The organism is Flavobacterium faecale (genome assembly GCF_003076455.1).
In the GTDB taxonomy this organism is placed as follows: Bacteria; Bacteroidota; Bacteroidia; order Flavobacteriales; family Flavobacteriaceae; genus Flavobacterium; species Flavobacterium faecale.
The window spans coordinates 3,050,414-3,072,287 of sequence record NZ_CP020918.1; the positions used below are offsets into that span (position 1 = coordinate 3,050,414).

The window sequence follows — 21,874 nt, forward strand, 5'->3', positions numbered from 1 at the left end:
AATTAACTATGTCTAAGATACGTAAAAAAAGCATTGTAAAATTATTGTGTGTACTTTATTTTGAGAACTTTAACATAGCGGGAGTTATTATTACGACTAGTATTGTTAATGTAGCAAGTCAGTAATTATAGTTATTTTGCTATACTTCGTTCTCTTTGATGGTTGTACTGCGTATACTCTCAGACTGTGTAACTATATCTTGTATTAGACCGTCCAATTCATTACTCGAGACTATGATGTTGTCTATGTAAAACATTTTTTCTTCTTCGGTTAGATCAATTTCTTTTAAAAGATAGGTGATACCCATTAAGCGAGATAATGGGGCTCTTATCACATGTGATTGTGTCCATGAAATATCTCGCAATAGTTTATTTTGTTTTTCAATTTCCAGAGCGTGTTCTAATGTTTTGTCAAAACTATCTTGTAAACCTTTGAATATTCTTGGAACTAGCGCAGCAATTAATAAGCTTAAGAATATTAAGTTAGAAAATACAGCAAATAAGATTGTTGTATCAAATTGTATGGCAGGTTTAGGTATAATATCATAGGTAGAAATAATTATGTACAATACCGAAACAGCAATATTGATGTAAGCGGGTGTATATTGATTTTTGAAAGTAAATATAAATAAGGAAACACAACAAGTAGCTAGCAGGAATAACGTACTATTGAGACCAGCATAATACACCAAAAAGGTACTAACAGTATATGCAATAGTGATGAATAGGATTTTTCGAACTTCTATGTTGATACCTTCTTTAAAGGCAATTACACAGGTAAATAACACCGCAGCTACGTCTACTGTACATAAAGGATACATTTGTGATTTAAGCGCCCATATAAACGAGGGTATAAGAGCAATAAGGCTCATTGGAAGGATATAAATTATGGTATTTGCAAACATGTCATTTTGCCAATACTTTAAATCCTTATTGGTCGATAGAGGGTTTAAAATAGTAGCTCGAACTGTAGTCATGTATCTTAACCATAAATTCATGAGGTCGTTTGTAATTGATTATGGGGCAGTGTTGTAAATATAACGATTTAAATTAGAAAAGAACGAATACGATTGCGGTTCTTTTGTGCTTTATATCAAAGGGTTAGGATTCAATGGCTTCTTTTTTGCTAATTTTAGCGCTAAATAAAAATGAGTATGGTTAGAATCCAAGTAAATTATTTTAATTTTACACTATAATTATTAAAACCCAATAAAATGGATTGGATTACTGCCAAAGAATACGAAGATATCACCTATAAAAAATGCGATGGAGTGGCGAGAATAGCCTTCAATCGTCCTAATGTTCGAAATGCCTTTCGTCCTAAAACTACAGCTGAATTATATGATGCTTTTTATGATGCGCAAGAAGATACTTCAATAGGAGTTGTTTTGCTTTCTGCTGAAGGTCCGTCAACAAAGGATGGTGTATATTCTTTTTGTAGTGGTGGAGATCAAAATGCGCGAGGTCATCAAGGTTATGTGGGTGAAGATGGACAACATCGTTTAAATATTTTAGAGGTGCAGCGTTTAATTCGTTTCATGCCAAAGGTTGTTATTGCTGTCGTGCCTGGATGGGCAGTTGGTGGTGGGCATAGCTTGCATGTTGTGTGCGATATGAGTTTAGCATCCAAAGAACATGCTATTTTTAAACAAACAGATGCCGATGTAACTAGTTTTGACGGTGGTTATGGCTCTGCATACCTTGCGAAAATGGTTGGTCAAAAGAAAGCTAGAGAGATTTTCTTTTTAGGTCGAAATTATTCGGCTCAAGAAGCTTTTGAAATGGGAATGGTAAATGCAGTTATTCCTCATGATGAGTTAGAAGATACTGCTTTTGAGTGGGCGCAAGAAATCTTAGGAAAATCGCCTATGGCTATTAAAATGCTGAAATTTGCTATGAATCTTACCGATGACGGAATGGTAGGGCAACAAGTATTTGCTGGTGAGGCGACTCGTTTGGCCTATATGACCGAAGAAGCTAAAGAAGGTAGAAATGCATTCTTAGAAAAAAGAAAACCAAACTTCGAGAAAAAATGGTTGCCATAAAAATGGCATTCAGTATTCAATCTCAGTGTACAATTTTAGTTTTGAGATTTGAACACAGCAATACTATTTAAGTTGAATTTTGAATCTTACTGTCATTACGGCAAGAGTTCAAAAAAGAATAAAACCCTAGCGCCTATATGGCGATAAAACAAAAAATAATAATGAAACATTGGATTGAAGCCGCACGTTTGCGCACTTTGCCCTTATCAGTATCTGGAATTATAGTGGGTAGTATGTATGCTTTGGCGCATCCAACGGCTACAGAGCTCACTCCGTCAGAGGTATTTGATTGGAAAATATTTGGTTTTGCAATGCTTACAACCTTAGGCTTGCAAGTCTTGTCTAATTTTGCCAATGATTATGGTGATGGCGTTAAAGGAACGGATAATGAAGATAGAGTAGGACCAAAACGCGCCATTCAGAGTGGAGCCATTTCGGCACCAGCCATGAAACGCGGCATTATAATTACTGCTGGTTTGACTTTATTATCAGCTATTTTACTTATTTATTATGCTTTTGGGCAAAGTAACCTGATTTATTCTCTTTTCTTTTTGGTGTTAGGAATCTTAGCGATTGTTTCAGCCATTCGATATACGGTAGGAAATACAGCTTATGGATACCGTGGTTACGGAGATTTGTTTGTCTTTATATTCTTCGGATTGGTCAGTACTTTGGGAGTCAATTTTTTATTCTCCAAAGAACTTGATGCCTTTCTGTTTTTGCCAGCTATAGCAATCGGTTTATTGAGTGTTGGAGTTTTGAATCTCAATAATATGCGTGATGAAGCATCTGATCGAAAATCAAACAAGAATACAATCGTTGTAAAAATAGGTGCAGCAAAGGCCAAAAAATACCATTACTTTTTGATTGTTACCGCCATGGTTTTGGTAGTACTTTTTGCCGTATTAGAGAAATTTAATTTTGATCAGTATATTTTTGTATTAGCATATGTACCTTTAATTAAACATTTAAGTACAGTGTATAAGAATCAAAACCCGAAGGAGTTAGATCCAGAATTAAAGAAGGTGGCGCTAAGTACTTTTGTGCTTTCAGTGTTACTTTCGTTAGGAATGATTTTCTTCTTTTCGGATATTTTGGTAAATCTCTTTATGGGAGGAAGATAGGGTTTGGAAAGCAAAAATCAAAAATCAAAAATCAAATTGCAGAAGTCAAAAATCAATTTCAAAAATCAAAAATCAAATTTCAACTTTTACGCTAATAGCTAAAAGCTACAAATCAAAAGCCACAAAACTATGAAAATTACATTTTACGGACATGCCTCATTAGGCATACAAGTAGGCGGAAAAAATATTTTTGTAGATCCCTATGTTTCTGCAAATCCAGCAGCGGCACATATTGATATCGATACTCTTGAGGCCGATTATATTTTGGTTACGCATGCACATGGTGATCACGTTTTAGACGTGGAGGCTATTGCAAAACGTACCAATGCAGTGATTGTTTCTAACGCAGAAATTGCAGGATATTATTCGGCTAGAGGATTAACTGCGCACCCAATGAACCACGGTGGAAGCTGGAATTTTGATTTCGGTAAAGTAAAATACGTTAATGCTATTCACTCAAGTTCTTTTCCTGATGGCGCTTATGGCGGTAATCCAGGTGGATTTGTAATCGAAGGTGAACATAAAAACATTTACATCGCGGGAGATACTGCTTTGACAATGGATATGAAATTGATTCCGATGCGTACAAAATTGGATTTAGCTATCTTGCCAATAGGTGACAACTTCACTATGGATGTTGAAGATGCTATTCTAGCTTCAGATTTTGTGCAATGTGACAAAATTTTAGGGTACCATTACGATACTTTTGGATATATCGAAATCAATCACAAAGAAGCTATTCAGAAGTTTTTTGAAAAAGACAAAGATTTGATGCTGTTGTCTATTGGTGAGAGTATCGAATTATAATATTTAGGAGCTATTTCCGGCCCCCGACGCTTCGGGGCGCTATATCTCTTGTGTCCGCTATCGCTACCACAAGAGGATGTCGCTGTTCCCTAAGCGTCGGGACTGGGCTAGGGCAATCCATAATTAATTCCATTAAGTGAAAAAAGTATATTTATTGCTATTCATTAGCATTTGTTTTCAGTCGATTCACGCTCAAAAAGAAGGCTATTGGGACAAAGAACGCGCCATGACCCGAGAAATCACTGTTTCTGCACGAGATAGAATGATTGTTAAAACAGATGATTTTCCAATTGGTACCACTGAGTTGATTTTCAGAATCACTTTGTTGGATGATAACCAACAAATGGCAGGTAGTCTAGTTTCGGTTTTAAAGGCTATTCCAGATCCAACCGGTATTAGTCAAGGCTCTGCAGGTGCTGTGTTTTTATTTTCTAAGATTTCAGGCGATGACAAAGCTAAGTACGCGATTTTTAATTCGAATGAAAATGCAGTAGTCTATCAAAATACAGGAAAAACTGCTGATGCCTGCTTGGTACAGGATACGCCTGTGAGTAAAGATGCCAAAAGGCTTTCTGTAGATAAGTCGGTATGTTTAAAAAATAATACGGCTGCTTTATGGTTTGGTTTCGAAAGTTCGAATTGGATTATGAAGCAGAAAATCGTACTCGAAATCGTTCCATGGGTAGATACTAAGTTGAGCCGTGGCTGGACAGTCGAGAATAGGAAATTTATTATCAATCAGTGTAAAACATCGGCTTTGGCTCAAAAAATGACCAATTCTGATGATTTTTGTATTTGTATTGAGGAGAAAATTCAAAATAAGTACCGATTTGATGAGTTTCAAAAATTACTCACGATGGAACAAGCCAAGGTGTATAAAGATTTTGGTACAGTTTGTTACTCGGAAAGTAGCGTGTCAAAAACGGTTTACGCAGACCTTCGAAACAAGGCAAATGCGGAAGCTAAAAAGAAAAATTTTGGTACAGCTATTATGCAAATGAATACTGTTGTGCAAGATGGTCAAGGAACGCCTATAGATTACGCTACGTTAGGATATTGGTACACAATGACCAAACAGTACGGAAAAGCGTTGAAAACGCTTGAAATAGGTGAAAAATTAGATACAACCGAATTGCTTATTAAGCTTCATACTGCGCACGCGCTACTTTTAAATGGAGACTATTCGAAAGCAAAAAAAATACACAAAGAATATCAAACACAAAATGTAACCGATAGCTTGAGTTGGATTCAGAAAACCAAAGCTGATTTTGCTCAATTTCAGAAAAACGGAATACAGTCCAACGATTTTGAGAAGATTTTGAAGGTTTTGGAATAAAAAATCAAAGGTCAAAGGGCAAAATTCAAAAATCAAAGGTCAAATTCAAAAATCAAAAGGTAAAAGGCGAAAATCAAAGGTCAATTTTAAAAATCAATTAAAAACGCTTGGCGAACTTTGTGGTCAAAACATCAAAAATCAGTAATCGTTACTCTACAATCGTTAATCATCAATCATTACTCTATAATCGCTAATTTTAAATCAATATCCTATGACAGCTTCTTTTTATAAATACATGCTCGACTTCAAACGTCCATCTGGAACTTCTAGGGGTGTGATGACGCAAAAAGAAACATGGTTTATTGTGCTTGAGGATGAAGGTAAAAAAGGAATCGGGGAGTGTGGTATTTTGCGTGGTTTAAGTGCAGATGACAGACCGGATTATGAAGCCAAATTGCAATGGACTTGTGAGAACATTCACTTGGGTAAAAATAAACTTTGGGAAGCGCTTTTGGAGTTTCCTTCGATTCAGTTTGGAGTAGAAATGGCGTTCTTGTCATTGGCTAGTGAAAATCCGTTTTTGCTATATCCATCTGCTTTTACCAACCAAGAAAAATCGATTTCAATTAACGGACTAGTTTGGATGGGAGATACCGATTTTATGATGGAGCAAATTCATGAAAAACTGGGTCAGGGCTTTCATTGTATTAAATTGAAAATTGGTGCTATAGATTTTGATCAAGAATTAAAATTATTGCGTTTTATTCGAAGTAAATTCACCGCTGAGAAGATAGAAATTAGAGTCGATGCTAATGGTGCTTTTGGTTTAAATGTAGCTTTAGATAAGCTAAATCAATTAACTGAATTTGAGTTACATAGTATAGAACAACCGATTCGAAAAAACAATACTGACAGGATGGCAGATTTGTGTAAAACGACACCTTTTCCTATTGCCTTGGACGAAGAGCTAATTGGTGAGTTTAAGCAAGAAGATAAGGAAGCTTTGTTGCAGAAAATTATGCCACAATACATTATTTTGAAACCTAGTTTTGTGGGTGGCTTCAAAGGTACAATGGAATGGATATTATTGGCCGAAAAATACAATATTGGTTGGTGGATTACCTCTGCCTTAGAGAGTAATATTGGTCTTAATGCTATCGCACAATGGACCTATTTATTGAATAATCCTATGCCGCAAGGTTTGGGTACAGGTGCTCTTTATACTAATAATTTTGAGAGTCCGCTATCGGTAGAAAAAGGACAATTGTGGTACAAACCGGAGCTAGGTTGGGAATTTGAGTTCGAACAACTTTCTTAATTATTTAACTGAAAAAGTTTTCATTTTAAAACTTACCTTGATGATCTAGATTTATCTTGATCCAAATGCATTTTTTAGTATCCTTATTCGTTTTAAAACTTTCCATACAAACCTTTTTTAATTCTTAAATTCTTATTTTTGCATAAATAGAAATTTTCATGCAACAATATATATCCCAATTAAACGAAGCACAGCAATTACCTGTTTTACAAAAGGAAGGCCCTATGATCATCATCGCTGGTGCTGGTTCTGGTAAAACGCGTGTGTTAACCATCCGAATTGCCTACTTGATGCAACAAGGTGTTGATGCGTTTAATATTCTGTCTTTAACCTTTACCAATAAAGCAGCTCGCGAGATGAAAGAACGTATTGCTTCAATTGTTGGGGCAAGCGAAGCAAAAAACCTTTGGATGGGGACATTTCACTCCATATTTGCAAAGATTTTGCGTTCAGAAGCTGATAAATTAGGATTCCCATCCAATTTTACGATTTATGATTCCCAGGATTCACTCCGTGCTATTTCAGGAATTATCAAAGAAATGCAATTGGATAAGGATGTATATAAGCCTAAGCAAATTTTGAGTCGTATATCGAGTTTCAAAAATAGTTTGGTTACGGTAAAAGCCTATTACAACGATCCTGATTTACAAGAAGCCGATGCGATGGCCAAAAAGCCTCGTATGGGAGAAATATATCGTAATTATGTAGACCGCTGCTTCAAGTCGGGAGCAATGGATTTTGATGATTTATTGTTGAAAACCAATGAGCTATTAACGCGTTTTCCTGAAGTTTTGGCAAAATACCAAAACCGTTTTAGATACATCATGGTGGATGAGTACCAAGATACCAACCACTCCCAATATTTGATTGTAAGAGCTTTGTCTGATAAATTCCAGAACATTTGTGTGGTTGGAGATGATGCGCAAAGTATATATGCCTTCCGTGGCGCCAATATCAATAATATTTTGAATTTCCAAAAGGATTACGAAGGGGTGCAAACTTACCGTTTGGAACAAAATTACCGTTCGACCAAAAATATTGTAGAAGCAGCCAATACAATTATTGACAAAAATAAAGTAAAGCTGGACAAGATTGTTTGGACAGCAAACGACTTTGGTCCGAAAATTAAAATCCACCGAAGCATGACCGATGCCGAGGAAGGGCGTTTTGTTGCAAGTACAATATTCGAACAAAAGATGCAAAACCAGTTGCATAATGGATCATTTGCCATATTGTACCGTACCAACGCGCAGTCACGTGCAATGGAGGACGCATTGCGTAAAAGAGATATTCCGTACCGTATTTATGGTGGTTTGTCTTTTTATCAACGAAAAGAGATCAAAGATGTATTGTGTTATCTACGATTAGTAATTAACCCAAAAGATGAGGAAGCTTTGTTTCGTGTGATCAATTATCCTGCTAGAGGAATTGGTGATACTACCATTGAGAAACTTACTGTTGCTGCCAATCATTATAAGCGTTCGATCTTTGAGGTCATGCAAAATATTGATAAAATTGATTTGAAACTTAATAACGGAACCAAACAAAAGCTAAAAGATTTTGTATTGATGATTCGTAGTTTTCAAGTAATTAACGAAAAACAAGATGCCTTTTTCTTGACTGATCATGTGGCCAAAAAGTCTGGTTTGGTTCAAGAGTTAAAAAAAGACGCTACACCTGAGGGGATGTTGCGAATTCAAAATATAGAAGAGTTACTGAACGGTATAAAAGATTTCACCGAAGGACAAGTCGAAGTTGACGGAGCTAGAGGATCATTGGAAGAATTTATGGAAGATGTAGCCTTGGCTACCGATCTAGACAATGATACAACAGACCAAGATCGTGTGGCATTAATGACGATTCACTTGGCCAAAGGGTTGGAATTTCCGCATGTATTTGTGGTAGGGATGGAAGAAGATTTGTTTCCGTCTGCAATGAGTATGAGCACCCGTAGTGAACTAGAGGAGGAGCGTAGGTTGTTTTATGTAGCGCTCACACGTGCAGAGCATCAAGCGTATCTTACCTATGCGCAGTCTCGTTACCGCTGGGGTAAATTGACCGATTGTGAACCTTCACGATTTATAGAGGAAATTGATAGTCAATATTTGGAGTATTTAACGCCGCCAGAGAGTAATTATCGTTACCAGTCAACGATCGATAAAGATATTTTTGATGATGTTGATAAATCAAAATTTAGATTATCAAAACCAGTTGCAGGAAAACCACCGGTAAAAAAATCTCCAAATGATCCTAGTTCAGAGATGAATGTTAGAAAGTTAAAACCAGTAGGCGCAAATGCAAGTAATTCGCAAGCCAATTTGTTTGATAATCAATTGACTATAGGTAATATCGTCATGCACGAACGTTTTGGAAAAGGGCAGGTTTTAAATTTAGAAGGGATTGCTGCTGATAAAAAAGCCGAAATTAAGTTTGAAGTTGGTGGTATCAAGAAACTATTACTACGCTTTGCAAAGTTGGATATTATTGGTTAAATTAGTAAGTAAATCTACTAACTGAATGAAAGCGTATTAGACTCTGAAACGTTTGGTCTATTCAAAGCTATAGAAGCTAGTTTTTGTCATTGAGTAATCGATAAAATAAGACTACTGACTGTTAATCTAATAAAAAATATCACGATTGATAGAGTAGATTATTCAATACAGCTATTCTCTGCAAAATGTCTACGCCTTTTGATAGGTGTAGAAACAATTAGTTATAAAGGATACAAATAAAATGCAATTGGAGGATTTACCTTCAGTTAGAACAACTAAGAAAACGAAAAAATGGCAGAATTTATAAAAATATACGAAGATAAACCTAGTGAAGCAGCTATAGCCAAAGTGGTTAAAGTACTGCAAGCAGGAGGTTTGGTCATTTATCCAACAGATACGGTTTATGGTTTAGGTTGTGATATTACCAACTCAAAAGCATTAGAGAAAATTGCAAGAATAAAAGGAGTGAAGCTTGATAAAGCTAATTTCTCATTCATCTGTCACGATTTAAGTAATCTCTCAGATTATGTGCGTCAGATTGATACGGCAACTTTCAAAATTTTGAAGCGTGCTTTGCCTGGGCCTTATACATTTATTCTTCCGGGTAATAATAATTTACCCAAAGAGTTTAAAAAGAAAACTACGGTGGGTATTCGTGTTCCAGATAATAGTATCGTTCTTGAAATTGTACGTCAATTAGGGAATCCTATTGTGACGACCTCTATTCGTGATGAGGATGATGTTGTGGAGTATACGACAGATCCCGAATTAATTTTCGAAAAATGGCAAAATCTTGTTGATATGGTAGTCGATGGCGGTTATGGAGATAATATAGCCTCTACCATTATTGATTTATCTGAAGATGAGCCTGTAGTTATTCGTGAAGGAAAAGGAAGCTTGGATATTTTATAGGTCCGAAACTAGATAATACATAAAAAAACTCGCAAATTCATATTTGCGAGTTTTTTTATGCTGAAAAGTGATAGTTTTATTGAGGTATATTAATGTTTTACTTTGATGGTACGTTTTCCTATTTGCAAGATTATCAAGGCAGTAATGGTTGTTGTTGCCATAATAATTGTCATAGGTACCATAGAGTTAATTACAAATATACCTACTGCAAATGAAGCTATTGCTCCAAGTCCTAACTGTATCGCTCCCATTAAGGCAGATGCACTACCTGTATTTTTGGTAAAAGGGGCTAATGTTAATCCAGCAGTGTTTGGGTTTGAAATTCCCAAACAACCTAAGTACATAAATAGTAAAGCAATCGTTCCACAAAGTCCCAATAGATTATTGATGGCAGCAATCAAAAAAGTGATTATGATTACAGACTGCGTTAATAAGGCACCAAATATCATTTGCTCACTAGTGAATTTGCGCAAAAGTAAAGAGTTTAATTGACTTGCACCGATAAAACTACATGACATGAAAGCAAATATCCAGCCGTATAATTTTGCATCTACTGCAAAAATATCCATGAATAAAATTGGAGAAGCGGCTACATAGGTAAATAAACCTGAAAACGAAATAGCTCCTGTAAAGGCATAAGTATAAAATTGAGGCTCTTTTAATACTGTCCAAAAATTCTTCAAAATAGGTTTTGGCTTTAAAGAAATCGTGGGATCAGGCGTGTAGGTGTTTGGTAACCCAAAATGTGCTGCTAGCAAAATTATTATCCCTAAACACATTAAAATCAAAAATACAGGTTGCCAACCATAACTAGCGGTCACATAACCACCAATCGTAGGCGCAAGCATAGGAGATAAACCTACTACAAGCATTAGCATAGAGAAAACTTTTGGTATCTCTTTTACGGGAAATAGATCACGCACCATTGAGACAGATGCTACAGTTGCGGCGCAACTACCAACGGCTTGAATAAATCGTAATCCGATAAAAGTATCGATATCTGGAACAAAAACACAACCAAGAGAGGCAAGTATGTAGACTAAAAGCCCGATAAATAGTGGAATCTTTCTTCCAAAACGGTCTAATAGTGGACCATAGAGCAACTGTCCTGCAGAAATTCCTATAAAATAGCTTGATAATGTCATTGCAACTTTTGCAACAGTTGTATTTAAATCTGTGGCAATACCTGAAAATCCTGGTAAATACATGTCAATTGAGAAGGGGCCAAGTGCAGTTAGTCCACCTAATATTAAAATTATCTTAAAATTATTAGCCTTTATCATTAAATATTTTTTTATTTGTAGTACCAATGAAATATTTTGACACATTACCATTGATTATATTATGTTTATGTATTGATGTTAATGATCTGTTAAAATTAAAAAAGACATTAAACCAATTCAAGTTTGTTTATTCTTATATTGAAAGATGTGATAAAATAATTTTAATAGTTTAAAATCCAATAGTAAAAGTTGTAGTCGTATACAGTTTATTTTAATTTTAAAATTACATTTTTTAAGATAAATATAATTTGGTTAGTTTGGCGATCCGTTCCTTTGAGCGGATCGTTTTTTTTTTATAAAAAAAAATAAAGAGATAAAAAAAGCTGTCTAAATAGACAGCTTGCTTTTAAACTATAAAACTAATTAATTAGTCTTGGTTGATTGTTTTTCTGTATGGAAAAGCATTGAAAATGTGTCTTTTTGCAAAACGTCCAGGAGAATCTGCATTCACCATCTTTACATAAGTTGCTTTTGGTACACTAATGTATTCGTATACACTACCGTTAGAGAAATTAATGATTAATCTACCATCAGTAAATTTATAATCAGTAATTGTCGCTGTTGAAGTAGTTTCAGTGTATTCTGGTAAATTTGCTTTAATTGTTTCAGGATTGATACTTACCAAAAAGTGGTATGCTTCAATAATTCTTTTACTGTTTTCTTCAGCTTCTTTAAGACCAGCATCATCACCTTGAAATTTATCAGGATGTGAATCTTTCATCGCATTACGATAAATGGTTTTAAGTTCTTTTAATTGTACTGTTTTATCTACACTTAGTAGTTTGCGGTATTCAACTATTTTTTTCATAAATTAAGGTAACTGCTTGTCTTTTAATGTGTAAATTGTTTTTTTTTAATTTTAAAAATCAACAATTTTTTGCAAAGGTACACTTTTTTTTAACTATTCAGAGTTCTTGGCGAAATTATTCATCACAAGCACGCTAGGATAGGGTAGTGTATCGTTTATTTGTTTTCAGGTTTGTTATTGGCCTTGTCAAAGTTTTTTGACTTCTTTGGGTATTTGTTATGGCTAATATCACTTGGGTTTTCGATGATGGTTTTTATTGTAACCATGTCACCTACAACATGTTTAGCAACGACCATTTGATAATCTAAAAGATATTCACCACAAAAAAAATTGTTGTTTTCATCTTTTTCTATCACACCTGTATAAACTCCTTTTTGTAGCATTTTTTATTTTATTTGTATTGTTATCTAAAGCAAAATCGAATGCAAAGATAGTTATTATCTAGAAACTAATATTCTCTTTTGTGGTTTCTTGTTATATTTGCGCATGGAAAAAATCTTCAGACCGAGTCCAAATTCGTTTAAAAATACATTTTGTGAATTCACAGAGGTTATGCCTTTTGAGTTAAAAGGATTAAAATGCCAGTTCGAAAGCAAAGCAGGGAGTTCCTATTATTATACCGAAAACGGAATGTATCGTTACTCCAATCACTGGGGGAGATTGGCCAATAGTAAGTGGCGCTTGATTGCGCTGGATCCAGAAACAGTGGAGAAAAAGAAGCTTGGTTTTGCTCCTTGGGATAATTTTTATCCTGACAATGCCGAAGATGAATTATATTATATTGAGGTCGATTATATCAATAATCTTGTCAATTATCAGCACAAAAATTGTCCGAGGTATGACCGCAAAGCTATTTTGCGCACCAGTTTTGAAACGACCAAAAAGATCAAACAAATTCGTAACCTGCAACAGTTAACTTCTTGGGCAAAATACTTTGACTATGAAGACATTGATGATTTAAGAAAAGAAATTATAGAACAGCTCATTTATACCAATAAAACATTAGAGCAAGTTAAAAGTAGTTTATTATCATAGGTTTAAGTGGTTGCGATAGCTATTAAATCTTCAAGTTTAACGGGTTTAGACATATATCCCAAAATGGAGCTATTGCATTTTGCTTTTTCTTTATCTTCAACTGCAATGGAAGAACTTGAGATATAAATTAAAACTGACTCTAATTTTGATTTGTCCATTAATGCTATTTCCTGCATAAAGCCCCAACCGTCCATAATTGGCATTTCGATATCTAGTAAAATAATTTCAGGTAAAGAAGGATTGTTTTCTTCTATGGCAACTTTTAAGGCTTCAATTGCTGACTTTCCGTTAGCAAAGGAAGAAATAGTAGAAAATAAATCCGATTTATGGATTATTTTTTTCATTATGATTTGATAAATAGGATCATCATCGATCAGCCATATAGTTTTCTTCATGAAATGTAAATTTTAAATGTTGTCCCAATATTAGGCTTGCTTTCGACCGTTATTCTACCCCCCATTGCCTCGATTTGATTTTTTGTAATAAATAGTCCAATACCTTTGGATTCGGGGTTGTTCGTGAATTTTTTATACATACCAAACATTTTATCTCCTTGTTTTTCTAAATCAATCCCAATTCCATTGTCGGTAACTGTTAGCACTGTAGTGTTATCTTCTTCTACTACATCAATACTTATTTCAGGTACTCTATCTGGATGGCTGTATCGTATCGCATTGGAAATCAAATTATACAAAATGCTTTCAAAATAAGCTGGATTGTAACGTAAACTAATATTATCTCCAATTGAAGTCTGTATAGCAACTCCTTTTAATTTAATTTTATCAGATAAGATTTCGATTGCGTTGGCAATATACTCGTTTGGTTTTATATTTTCTATGACTAATCCTAAATTGGATTGAATATTTACAACTTCGTTTAAGTTTTCTAAGGTTTCATTTAAAGCATTCGATACATTTTGCAACAAGCATACATATTCTTGTATTTCTTTCTCTGAATCAGCAGTCTGAATTAAATCGGTTAAGGATATAATATTGCTTGTATGTGATCTAAGATTATGTGATACAATATAAGAAAAATTAAGTAATCTTTTGTTTTGTTCTGTAACTAAATCGAACGAATTATGAAGTTCATATTCAGTAAGTTTAGTTTTAGTAATGTCAATCATAATACCTCTAAGGCAACTTGCCCCATCTTTGTCTTGAATAACATTTACAATATCACGCAACCAAACCACAGATCCATCTTTAGCAATCATACGGTATTCGAAATCATGGTCTTCAAGTAATTTTAATTTATTAGAGCAAAAATTAAGTGTATTGGGTTTATCGTCTGGGTGTATATGATCTTGCCAAAAAGTAGGACTAGCTAGCCATTCTTGTGGTGTATAACCTAAAATAGTTTCTACCTTGTTGCTAACAAAATTGAATTGAAAAGTTTCCGCCTCGCATTCCCATACAATTCCGTCGATTGTATTTATTAGTGATTCTATCTTTTTTTGATACTCCTTCGATTTTTTTTCTGCTATTTTTCTTTTCGAAATATTTTCAACAATAGAGATGTAACTCGCGTCAAACCCATCTGAAGTTTTTAATTTTGAGACGGTCAGTTTGACCCAAATTATTTTACCGTTCTTCTTGAAATACCTTTTTTCTATTGCATACTTGTTTATTTCTCCATTTTTAAGTTTGTTAAGATGCTCTAAGTCGATTTCCAGATCTTCAGGATGGGTAATTTCCATGAAACTTTTGGTCTTCATTTCTTGGGTAGAATAACCTAGTAGCGATGCAAACTTGTTATTTATGGTAATAAATTTTCCATCATCCTTACTTATATTTGCGATTCCAACTGCAGCTTGGTCAAAAAAGGTTTTAAACTTTAACTCACTTTCTAATATGGTGCCTGCTTGTTGTTCAAGTAAGGATCTTAAGTCAATCGGAATCTGTAAAATAGATGTAGTTAAAAATCCAAATAAAATAGATAAAATAAAGCCGAAAACACCAATCATGATGATTTTTGAATCGATTAAAGACGCTGGGTTTTTATCGATTAGATATAATTTCCATCCACCATCTGAAATGGTTGCAGATACATTTTGGAGGTTTTTTAGATTAGTTGGTCCGTTCAGATAAAAATCTTCTTTTTTTGTAATCGGATTTATCTTTGATAACTGAATATCATAATTCGCATTCTTTGGACTATGTTTTTCAAAAAAGGATACAATATTGTCAAGCCGAATTACGACAGCAGAAAATCCCCAAAATTTATTGTTCTTATAAATGGGAAGTCTTCCAACTATTCCTTTTCCGCCCTGTAATAAATCAATTGGACCAGCGAAATAAATCTTTTGACTTTCAATTGATTTTAGTGCCTCTGCACGATGTGATTTTGATTTTAAAACATTAAAACCAAGGGCAGCTTTATTTGCTTCATATGGATACACATAGGTAATAATACCATTGGGTACTAGTTGCACGCAATCTAAATTAGGATTGGCTGCAATTAATTTTTTCGAAATAGCTTCAAATTGAGCTGGGTTACCTTCGTCATTGATAGTGAGTGCGAGAGATAGTGTGGTGGTATAGGAATTTTTTAAGGTTTTTTCAAAATCTTGTTGAACTACACTTAGGTAATTCTCCATGCGATCAGATTTATATTCCTTTGCAATTAGGTACTGTTGAGAGATTATGTACGAGACTATCGAAAGTAGTAATAAACAAGCTACAAAGCCAATTAAGCGAGGTTTATGTAGGTACAACCTTCTATATAGTAGTTCTTTGTTTATATCCATGCTCGCTTGTATTTGTAGTTTCAAAAAGCAGCAAAAAAGGCAGTCCTTTGAAGCATGGCTCTACACAAATATAGGGTTTTAAATACATGAAACAGCTTTAAAGGGTATTATTTTGTTATTGATATAAAAAGCTGGTTATAAAGTGTTTTTTCGGCAATATAATATTGTTTCGTACCGTAATTCTTGTGTTTTTGTCTCAAAATAGTGCTTCATTGATGCTTTTGGGCTATATTTGGCCTCTGTTAAGTGAAAAAAAATTATGGGAAGGAACAACGAAAGGAATATAAAAAAGCACAACGATAAATTGCACAAAGCTCAAAATAAAGTAAAGCAAGCTGAAATTACTCGAAAAGAACAATTGAAAGCAATTGCAAAAAAGTATAACGAAAGTAAAACTACTGAAGAGTAGTTTAAGATAAGAAATATGGAAAACGATAAATTCTCATTAATTAAAAATAATGTTCAAGAGGTAATTGATTTAATCGCTACTAAAAATACAGTTGAAGCAGGTAACAAATTAATTGTATTGAATGAAGAACTTGATGAATTATTAGACTTTGCAGATGATGATGATCATTTAATTGAAATTAGTAAATATCAAGTTTTACTGAATCAATTGTTTATGAAAATTAACCCAACCATAGAAGACTAATATCAAAATTATGGCTGCAAGATTATGTTACTGTTGTTCTGGTGCAGCTTTTTCTAACTGCTGTGAGCCCATACTTGAAGGCAGGCAACTAGCCATCGTTCCTGAGCAACTCATGCGGTCTCGCTACACTGCCTTTGCTATTCAAAACGCAGATTATTTGGTAGCTACTACACATATCTCTACGCGTAAGCATCATAATAAGGAGGATATTTTGGATTGGTCAAAAGCTAATCAGTGGATCAAATTGTCTGTATTGGAAGCAGTTGATAATAAAGTACGGTTTAAAGCATACTACAAAGACGAAAACGGAATCGATCACGTGCATCATGAATACTCCACTTTTAAACAAGAGGGAGAACAATGGTATTATGTTGATGGGACCTTTTTGTAATTGGTAACTTTGAATTCTTCTAGTTTCTCGCTATTATACTAAAGTTAATAGCATTTTTATTTTCGAAAAAAAAATAAGACAGCAGTTTTTGACCTAATTTTTCTTTTCGATTAATGTAAATTTTCTAGTTCTAATTTGATTCGATCAGTGTCGTTGATAATGTTTTCTACTTCTTTTTTCCAATAACTCACTTGCTTTTGTTCTAAAGCAATTTCTTGATAGCGCTCGTCTTCTGATCTAAAAAACTGAAAGTTTGATGCTTCATCTAATTTCTTTTTAGCGATTTCAAAATTTGAATTTGCCGTTGCTAATAAGTCATTATTCGCTAAAATTTTTGCATTAAGCATTTCTTTCTTTTCTTTCAACATTCGATCTGCTTCAATTTTTTGTTGAATTTCCATCTGAATCTTTTGTTCTTCTATCTCTTTTTGTTGCAAGCGATATTGAACATTATTTTTTTCTGTTTGCTCATTTTTTAATTCAGATGCCTCACGACGACTGTCTTGGTATAAACTCAAACAATAACTAGCAATAATTAAGACGCTGAAGAAAGCAACAAAAATAAACACGCTTCTATTCAGTCCAAAAATGCGTTTACTTTTTTTATGTTTGACCGGTTCAATTATTTCCGCTTCTACTACTAGCGGTGAAAAAGCGGGTTCAGGTGCTGGTATAATTTTTTTTATTGGAGGCGGAGTAACAGTGAACAATGGTTTTAATTCGGCTATTTCTGCTGCAGTTGTCCAATCAGGCATTCCTTGAGACCAGATAGGTGTACTGCTCTTAAGGTTCATGGTTTTTAATTCTTCAACTGTAAAGGGGCCGATGCTGTCTGTACCGTTGTGTAAAAAGTAACTATTCATATTCTTTACTCTTGTTTTGTTTTCAAAAATACAAAACAAAATTCATTCCATCATTTATATTTTTACAAGATAATCTACTGGGCCCAAAAGGTTGTGATTGTCTTTTTTTTCGAAAAGTAAAACCTTTTACGGTTAGACTTTAACTAAAAATTAATAACCGTTAGCGAGTGCTTCCGTTTAAAAAGCTGTAATTTTAAATTTGTGAATAGCTGGTAAAACCAACTTAGGTATTATTAGCTAAACAACACAAAATAAACACTATAAATACAATCTGCGGATGAAAAAAGAATTTAAAAAAGGGTTTTACTTCAAGCAATATACAGCGCCAACGCAATCTCCTTTTGACAAGCTTTTTGGTATTTTCAAAGAATTGATAACTCATACATCTGGTGATTTTGACGAAGCAATCAGTTGGCTACGGGAATTGGATGTTGAGTACAAATTAACCGATGAAAATTATACCATTGATGATTTTATCGAAGACTTAAAGAAGAAAGGATATATTAAGGACGAAGTGAAGGAAGATGGCTCAGGAGGTTTGGGGATAACAGCCAAAACAGAACGAGCTATTAGACAGCAAGCTTTGGATCAGATATTTGGCAATTTAAAAAAATCAGGCTCTGGAAATCACAAAACCAAACATTCTGGCCTAGGTGATGAACATACTGGAGAGTTGCGTGCGTTTCATTTTGGAGACGGCTTAGAGAAAATTTCGTTAACGGAGAGTTTGCGAAATGCACAAATCAACAATGGTATTGGAGATTTTATGCTTACCGAAAATGATTTGGTTGTAGAAGATTCTCAGCATAAATCGCAAATGAGTACGGTGTTGATGATCGACATTAGCCACAGTATGATATTGTACGGAGAGGATCGTATCACGCCAGCAAAGAAGGTTGCAATGGCACTAGCCGAGTTAATTACAACGCGTTATCCTAAGGACACTTTAGAAATTTTGGTATTTGGTAATGATGCTTGGCCGATAGCCATCAAAGATTTACCGTATTTAAAAGTAGGGCCTTATCATACCAATACGGTAGCAGGCCTCCAATTGGCCATGGATATGTTGCGTAGAAAACGAAATACCAACAAGCAAATCTTCATGATTACAGATGGTAAGCCAAGTTGCATACGTGAACGCGATGGCTCTTATTATATGAACAGTAATGGTCTAGATGATTATATTGTTGACAAATGCTATACGCAAGCACAGCAAGCTCGAAAACTGCATATTCCGATTACGACTTTCATGATTGCTAGTGATCCTTATCTTCAAAAATTTGTAAATAAATTTACAGAAGCAAACCAGGGAAAAGCATTCTACACCGGATTAAAAGGATTGGGTGAAATGATTTTTGAGGATTATGAAACGAACCGAAAAAAACGTGTGAAATAGTATTCAGAAATCAAACTTCAATTTTAAAAATAAATAAAAACTTAGCAACTTTGGATCTAAGTAATTTAGTAATTACAGAAAAAAAAACATGAACATAGAAAATATAAAAACAGTAGGAGAATTAAAAGCTTCTGGATACCAATCAAAGTCGGTTAAGGATGAATTACGCGCAAATCTAATTGCGAAATTAAAAACCGGTAAACCAACATTTGAAGGAGTTCATGGTTTTGAAAACACCGTAATTCCAGAACTTGAGCGAGCAATTTTGTCTCGTCACAACATCAATTTCTTAGGGCTTCGTGGACAAGCGAAAACAAGATTGGCTCGTAAAATGGTAGAGTTATTAGATGAATATATTCCGTTTGTAACGGGTTCAGAAATTAATGATGATCCGTTAAAACCAATTTCTAGATATTCTCAAGATTTATTTGCCGAGCAAGGTGATAATACACCAATATCTTGGTTGCACCGTAGTGATCGCTTCTCTGAAAAGTTAGCGACGCCAGATGTAACCGTAGCCGATTTGATTGGAGATGTTGATCCTATTAAGGCTGCGAATTTAAAATTATCATACGCTGATGATCGCGTAATACACTTCGGAATGATTCCTAGAGCCAACCGTTGTATTTTTGTGATCAATGAATTACCCGATTTACAAGCGCGTATACAAGTGGCTTTGTTCAATATTTTGCAAGAAGGAGATATTCAAATTCGTGGGTTCAAGCTGCGTATGCCTTTGGATTTGCAATTCATATTTACAGCAAACCCAGAGGATTATACCAATCGTGGAAGTATAGTTACTCCGTTAAAAGACCGTATTGGCTCACAAATTTTAACGCATTATCCAGAATCTGTAGCAATTGCTAGAACTATTACCGAGCAAGAAGCAAAACTAGATGCATTACAAACAGAAACAGTAAAAGTGCCATCATTAGCCAAAGATTTATTAGAACAAATAGGTTTTGAAGCTAGAGATAGTGAATATGTGGATTACAAAAGTGGAGTGAGTGCTCGTATGAGCATTACTGCCTACGAGAATTTGTTGAGCACAGCCGAAAGAAGAGCTTTGCTAAATGGCGAAGAGTCGACTACGGTTCGTTTGTCTGATTTTATGGGAGTCATTCCTGCTATTACCGGAAAAGTAGAGCTTGTGTATGAGGGCGAGCAGGAGGGAGCAGCATTTGTAGCGCAGCAGCTTTTAGGGTCTGCAATACGTACTTTGTTTCCAATGTACTTTCCTAAAATTGAAAAATTAGAGAAGCCAAACGAAAAAACAACTTATACCGATTTGATCGAATGGTTTTTTGCCGAAAGTGGTTTCGAATTATTGGATGACACCACCGATGAAGAGTACAAAACAATTTTGAACGCTATTGTGCCTTTAGAAATTTTGCTTAAAAAACACCAACCTGATTTAGCACCAGAAGATCATTTGTTCATGAAAGAATTTATTTTGTGGGCGATGGTTGAATATAAAAAATTAAGTAAAGACCGTATTGCAACAGGATACCAATTCAAAGATATTTACGGTAGCTACATCAGTAAATTGTAGTACGAAGAATTTAATTGTTTGTTTTTATTTTACCAAAAAACCTGATACAGTTTGCGCTGTATCAGGTTTTTTTATGAATTTGAATGAATCGTTATTTATGATTTACATTTTGAGTCGTTTACTAATCGTTTTAAGATAGCCCATTGTTTCAAAGCATCACGTGCTTCAACGGCAGGATATCCAAGCATTGTTTTTCCTGCAGCAATATCACCAGTAACTCCTGATCCTGCACCTACAGTGGCACCATCACCAATAGTAGTATGGTCTTTTATCGAAGCACTACCACCAATTATGACTCCGTTTCCTAGCGTTACAGAACCGGCCAAACCTGAATTTCCGGCCATGATACAAAAACGTCCCAATTTACTGTTGTGGCCTATTTGAACTAAATTATCTATTTTACAACCATCTCCTAATACGGTAGAACTAAATTTACCACGGTCTATACAAGTGTTAGCACCTATTTCAACGTTGTTTCCGATAATTACATTTCCGATTTGAGGAATTTTTACCAAACCTCTTTCTGGACAAGGTCTAAAACCAAATCCATCTGCACCAATTGTTGCATTTGGATGTATAATACAATGGTGACCAATATGGCAACGTTCTCTAACTACAGCGCCAGACCAAATTACAGTATCATTCCCAATTGTTGAATCGTCTAGGATGGTCACATTTGGATAAATAGTGCTATTTTCTCCAATGGTCACATTTGGTCCAATATAACAACCAGCACCAATTTTGGCACCGTTTGAAATCACTGCGGTCTTATCTACAACTGCAGTGGGGTGGATTGCTACTTCAAAAGCAGGCATCGGTGAAGCAAAAAGTTCTAAAACTTGCGACATGGCTAAGTCTGCATTTTTTACTTTGATAAAAGCTCTGTTATCTCCAGGTTCGATAGTTATATCTTGGTTTACTACGGCAGCACAAGCATTTGAAGAAGCCCATAACTTTTCGTATTTTAGAGATCCTATAAATGATATTTCTGTGTTTGTAGCTACCTCAAGTTGTTCGGGAGCAGTAATATTTTGATTTGTATTTCCAAGGATTTCACCTTTTAGTACTTCATTTATTTCTAAAATAGAATAGCTTTTCATAGTTTGTTGGTTATATTATTCAAATAAAGTGATTTACTATTGCTATTCCTAATCAAAATTAAATTTCATCGC

At 34.7% G+C, this 21,874-nt stretch carries 21 protein-coding genes; 13 read left to right on the forward strand and 8 right to left on the reverse strand.

What is annotated here, in order from left to right; all coding sequences use genetic code 11:
- Positions 1–139: 139 nt before the first annotated feature.
- Complete coding sequence (locus FFWV33_RS13035; protein ID WP_108741312.1) at positions 140–997, reverse strand: hypothetical protein; 858 nt, start codon at positions 995–997, stop codon at positions 140–142.
- Positions 998–1,213: 216 nt separating this feature from the next.
- Here FFWV33_RS13035 and FFWV33_RS13040 point away from each other — a divergent pair, with 216 nt between their 5' ends.
- From FFWV33_RS13040 to FFWV33_RS13070, 7 genes are all read left to right on the forward strand, one after another.
- Positions 1,214–2,044: a 1,4-dihydroxy-2-naphthoyl-CoA synthase gene (locus tag FFWV33_RS13040; protein ID WP_108741313.1), complete on the forward strand. Its 831-nt coding sequence runs from the start codon at positions 1,214–1,216 to the stop codon at positions 2,042–2,044.
- A 161-nt stretch (positions 2,045–2,205) separates the two neighbouring features.
- The gene (gene menA, locus FFWV33_RS13045; protein WP_108741314.1) at positions 2,206–3,168 is read left to right on the forward strand and encodes a 1,4-dihydroxy-2-naphthoate octaprenyltransferase; all 963 of its coding nucleotides are present in this window, start codon (positions 2,206–2,208) and stop codon (positions 3,166–3,168) included.
- 129 nt (positions 3,169–3,297) lie between these two features.
- Entirely contained in the window at positions 3,298–3,975 is a 678-nt protein-coding gene (locus tag FFWV33_RS13050) for a metal-dependent hydrolase (protein ID WP_108741315.1), read from the forward strand.
- Between the two features lie 136 nt (positions 3,976–4,111).
- Positions 4,112–5,311 carry a tetratricopeptide repeat protein gene (locus tag FFWV33_RS13055; RefSeq protein ID WP_108741316.1) on the forward strand — a complete coding sequence of 400 codons (1,200 nt, stop codon included), beginning with the start codon at positions 4,112–4,114 and terminating at the stop codon, positions 5,309–5,311.
- A 211-nt stretch (positions 5,312–5,522) separates the two neighbouring features.
- Entirely contained in the window at positions 5,523–6,569 is a 1,047-nt protein-coding gene (locus tag FFWV33_RS13060; protein WP_108741317.1) for an o-succinylbenzoate synthase, read from the forward strand.
- Positions 6,570–6,727: 158 nt separating this feature from the next.
- Complete coding sequence (locus tag FFWV33_RS13065; protein WP_108741318.1) at positions 6,728–9,061, forward strand: ATP-dependent helicase; 2,334 nt, start codon at positions 6,728–6,730, stop codon at positions 9,059–9,061.
- Between the two features lie 291 nt (positions 9,062–9,352).
- Positions 9,353–9,973: an L-threonylcarbamoyladenylate synthase gene (locus FFWV33_RS13070; RefSeq protein ID WP_108741319.1), complete on the forward strand. Its 621-nt coding sequence runs from the start codon at positions 9,353–9,355 to the stop codon at positions 9,971–9,973.
- An 89-nt stretch (positions 9,974–10,062) separates the two neighbouring features.
- Here FFWV33_RS13070 and FFWV33_RS13075 read toward each other — a convergent pair whose 3' ends face one another.
- The 3 genes from FFWV33_RS13075 to FFWV33_RS13085 all read right to left on the reverse strand — a co-directional run bounded on the left by FFWV33_RS13075 (position 10,063) and on the right by FFWV33_RS13085 (position 12,447).
- The gene (locus FFWV33_RS13075; RefSeq protein ID WP_108742549.1) at positions 10,063–11,256 is read right to left on the reverse strand and encodes a multidrug effflux MFS transporter; all 1,194 of its coding nucleotides are present in this window, start codon (positions 11,254–11,256) and stop codon (positions 10,063–10,065) included.
- Positions 11,257–11,623: 367 nt separating this feature from the next.
- Complete coding sequence (locus FFWV33_RS13080) at positions 11,624–12,064, reverse strand: KTSC domain-containing protein (protein ID WP_108741320.1); 441 nt, start codon at positions 12,062–12,064, stop codon at positions 11,624–11,626.
- A gap of 155 nt (positions 12,065–12,219) precedes the next feature.
- On the reverse strand, positions 12,220–12,447 hold the full coding sequence (locus FFWV33_RS13085) for a hypothetical protein (protein ID WP_108741321.1): 228 nt from the start codon (positions 12,445–12,447) through the stop codon (positions 12,220–12,222).
- Between the two features lie 103 nt (positions 12,448–12,550).
- Here FFWV33_RS13085 and FFWV33_RS13090 point away from each other — a divergent pair, with 103 nt between their 5' ends.
- Positions 12,551–13,099 carry a hypothetical protein gene (locus FFWV33_RS13090; protein ID WP_108741322.1) on the forward strand — a complete coding sequence of 183 codons (549 nt, stop codon included), beginning with the start codon at positions 12,551–12,553 and terminating at the stop codon, positions 13,097–13,099.
- A 2-nt stretch (positions 13,100–13,101) separates the two neighbouring features.
- Here the strand turns inward: FFWV33_RS13090 and FFWV33_RS13095 are convergent, their stop codons facing one another.
- Together FFWV33_RS13095 and FFWV33_RS13100 are read right to left on the reverse strand one after the other, a co-directional pair.
- Positions 13,102–13,494, reverse strand: a complete 393-nt coding sequence (locus FFWV33_RS13095; RefSeq protein ID WP_108741323.1) for a response regulator — start codon at positions 13,492–13,494, stop codon at positions 13,102–13,104.
- Entirely contained in the window at positions 13,491–15,698 is a 2,208-nt protein-coding gene (locus FFWV33_RS13100; protein WP_159086023.1) for a PAS domain S-box protein, read from the reverse strand. The genes FFWV33_RS13095 and FFWV33_RS13100 overlap by 4 nt, the downstream gene beginning before the upstream one ends.
- Positions 15,699–16,107: 409 nt before the next feature.
- On the opposite strand from FFWV33_RS13100, the gene FFWV33_RS19390 reads away from it, so the two are divergent.
- The 3 genes from FFWV33_RS19390 to FFWV33_RS13110 are packed head-to-tail and all read left to right on the forward strand — an operon-like array spanning position 16,108 to position 16,891.
- Positions 16,108–16,257, forward strand: coding sequence for a hypothetical protein (locus FFWV33_RS19390; protein WP_170111550.1), 150 nt, complete (start codon positions 16,108–16,110; stop codon positions 16,255–16,257).
- A 15-nt stretch (positions 16,258–16,272) separates the two neighbouring features.
- On the forward strand, positions 16,273–16,500 hold the full coding sequence (locus FFWV33_RS13105) for a hypothetical protein (RefSeq protein ID WP_108741325.1): 228 nt from the start codon (positions 16,273–16,275) through the stop codon (positions 16,498–16,500).
- Between the two features lie 10 nt (positions 16,501–16,510).
- Positions 16,511–16,891 (forward strand): YchJ family protein, encoded by a 381-nt coding sequence (locus FFWV33_RS13110; protein ID WP_108741326.1) that lies wholly within the window; start codon positions 16,511–16,513, stop codon positions 16,889–16,891.
- A gap of 110 nt (positions 16,892–17,001) precedes the next feature.
- Here FFWV33_RS13110 and FFWV33_RS13115 read toward each other — a convergent pair whose 3' ends face one another.
- Positions 17,002–17,754: a DUF4339 domain-containing protein gene (locus FFWV33_RS13115; protein ID WP_108741327.1), complete on the reverse strand. Its 753-nt coding sequence runs from the start codon at positions 17,752–17,754 to the stop codon at positions 17,002–17,004.
- A 277-nt stretch (positions 17,755–18,031) separates the two neighbouring features.
- Here FFWV33_RS13115 and FFWV33_RS13120 point away from each other — a divergent pair, with 277 nt between their 5' ends.
- Complete coding sequence (locus FFWV33_RS13120) at positions 18,032–19,150, forward strand: vWA domain-containing protein (protein WP_108741328.1); 1,119 nt, start codon at positions 18,032–18,034, stop codon at positions 19,148–19,150.
- A gap of 88 nt (positions 19,151–19,238) precedes the next feature.
- On the forward strand, positions 19,239–20,702 hold the full coding sequence (locus FFWV33_RS13125; protein ID WP_108741329.1) for a MoxR family ATPase: 1,464 nt from the start codon (positions 19,239–19,241) through the stop codon (positions 20,700–20,702).
- A gap of 95 nt (positions 20,703–20,797) precedes the next feature.
- On the opposite strand, the gene lpxD is transcribed toward FFWV33_RS13125, so the two are convergent.
- Entirely contained in the window at positions 20,798–21,802 is a 1,005-nt protein-coding gene (gene lpxD, locus FFWV33_RS13130) for a UDP-3-O-(3-hydroxymyristoyl)glucosamine N-acyltransferase (RefSeq protein WP_108741330.1), read from the reverse strand.
- Between the last annotated feature and the right edge of the window lie 72 nt (positions 21,803–21,874).

What these genes read in the sequence shown, in the direction of transcription:
- FFWV33_RS13035 (WP_108741312.1), bottom strand. Translation starts at nt 997, where the DNA reads ATGAATTTATGGTTAAGATACATGACTACAGTTCGAGCTACTATTTTA.
- FFWV33_RS13040 (WP_108741313.1), top strand. Translation starts at nt 1,214, where the DNA reads ATGGATTGGATTACTGCCAAAGAATACGAAGATATCACCTATAAAAAA.
- menA (WP_108741314.1), top strand. Translation starts at nt 2,206, where the DNA reads ATGAAACATTGGATTGAAGCCGCACGTTTGCGCACTTTGCCCTTATCA.
- FFWV33_RS13050 (WP_108741315.1), top strand. Translation starts at nt 3,298, where the DNA reads ATGAAAATTACATTTTACGGACATGCCTCATTAGGCATACAAGTAGGC.
- FFWV33_RS13060 (WP_108741317.1), top strand. Translation starts at nt 5,523, where the DNA reads ATGACAGCTTCTTTTTATAAATACATGCTCGACTTCAAACGTCCATCT.
- FFWV33_RS13065 (WP_108741318.1), top strand. Translation starts at nt 6,728, where the DNA reads ATGCAACAATATATATCCCAATTAAACGAAGCACAGCAATTACCTGTT.
- FFWV33_RS13070 (WP_108741319.1), top strand. Translation starts at nt 9,353, where the DNA reads ATGGCAGAATTTATAAAAATATACGAAGATAAACCTAGTGAAGCAGCT.
- FFWV33_RS13075 (WP_108742549.1), bottom strand. Translation starts at nt 11,256, where the DNA reads ATGATAAAGGCTAATAATTTTAAGATAATTTTAATATTAGGTGGACTA.
- FFWV33_RS13080 (WP_108741320.1), bottom strand. Translation starts at nt 12,064, where the DNA reads ATGAAAAAAATAGTTGAATACCGCAAACTACTAAGTGTAGATAAAACA.
- FFWV33_RS13085 (WP_108741321.1), bottom strand. Translation starts at nt 12,447, where the DNA reads ATGCTACAAAAAGGAGTTTATACAGGTGTGATAGAAAAAGATGAAAAC.
- FFWV33_RS13090 (WP_108741322.1), top strand. Translation starts at nt 12,551, where the DNA reads ATGGAAAAAATCTTCAGACCGAGTCCAAATTCGTTTAAAAATACATTT.
- FFWV33_RS13095 (WP_108741323.1), bottom strand. Translation starts at nt 13,494, where the DNA reads ATGAAGAAAACTATATGGCTGATCGATGATGATCCTATTTATCAAATC.
- FFWV33_RS13100 (WP_159086023.1), bottom strand. Translation starts at nt 15,698, where the DNA reads ATGGAGAATTACCTAAGTGTAGTTCAACAAGATTTTGAAAAAACCTTA.
- FFWV33_RS19390 (WP_170111550.1), top strand. Translation starts at nt 16,108, where the DNA reads ATGGGAAGGAACAACGAAAGGAATATAAAAAAGCACAACGATAAATTG.
- FFWV33_RS13105 (WP_108741325.1), top strand. Translation starts at nt 16,273, where the DNA reads ATGGAAAACGATAAATTCTCATTAATTAAAAATAATGTTCAAGAGGTA.
- FFWV33_RS13110 (WP_108741326.1), top strand. Translation starts at nt 16,511, where the DNA reads ATGGCTGCAAGATTATGTTACTGTTGTTCTGGTGCAGCTTTTTCTAAC.
- FFWV33_RS13115 (WP_108741327.1), bottom strand. Translation starts at nt 17,754, where the DNA reads ATGAATAGTTACTTTTTACACAACGGTACAGACAGCATCGGCCCCTTT.
- FFWV33_RS13120 (WP_108741328.1), top strand. Translation starts at nt 18,032, where the DNA reads ATGAAAAAAGAATTTAAAAAAGGGTTTTACTTCAAGCAATATACAGCG.
- FFWV33_RS13125 (WP_108741329.1), top strand. Translation starts at nt 19,239, where the DNA reads ATGAACATAGAAAATATAAAAACAGTAGGAGAATTAAAAGCTTCTGGA.
- lpxD (WP_108741330.1), bottom strand. Translation starts at nt 21,802, where the DNA reads ATGAAAAGCTATTCTATTTTAGAAATAAATGAAGTACTAAAAGGTGAA.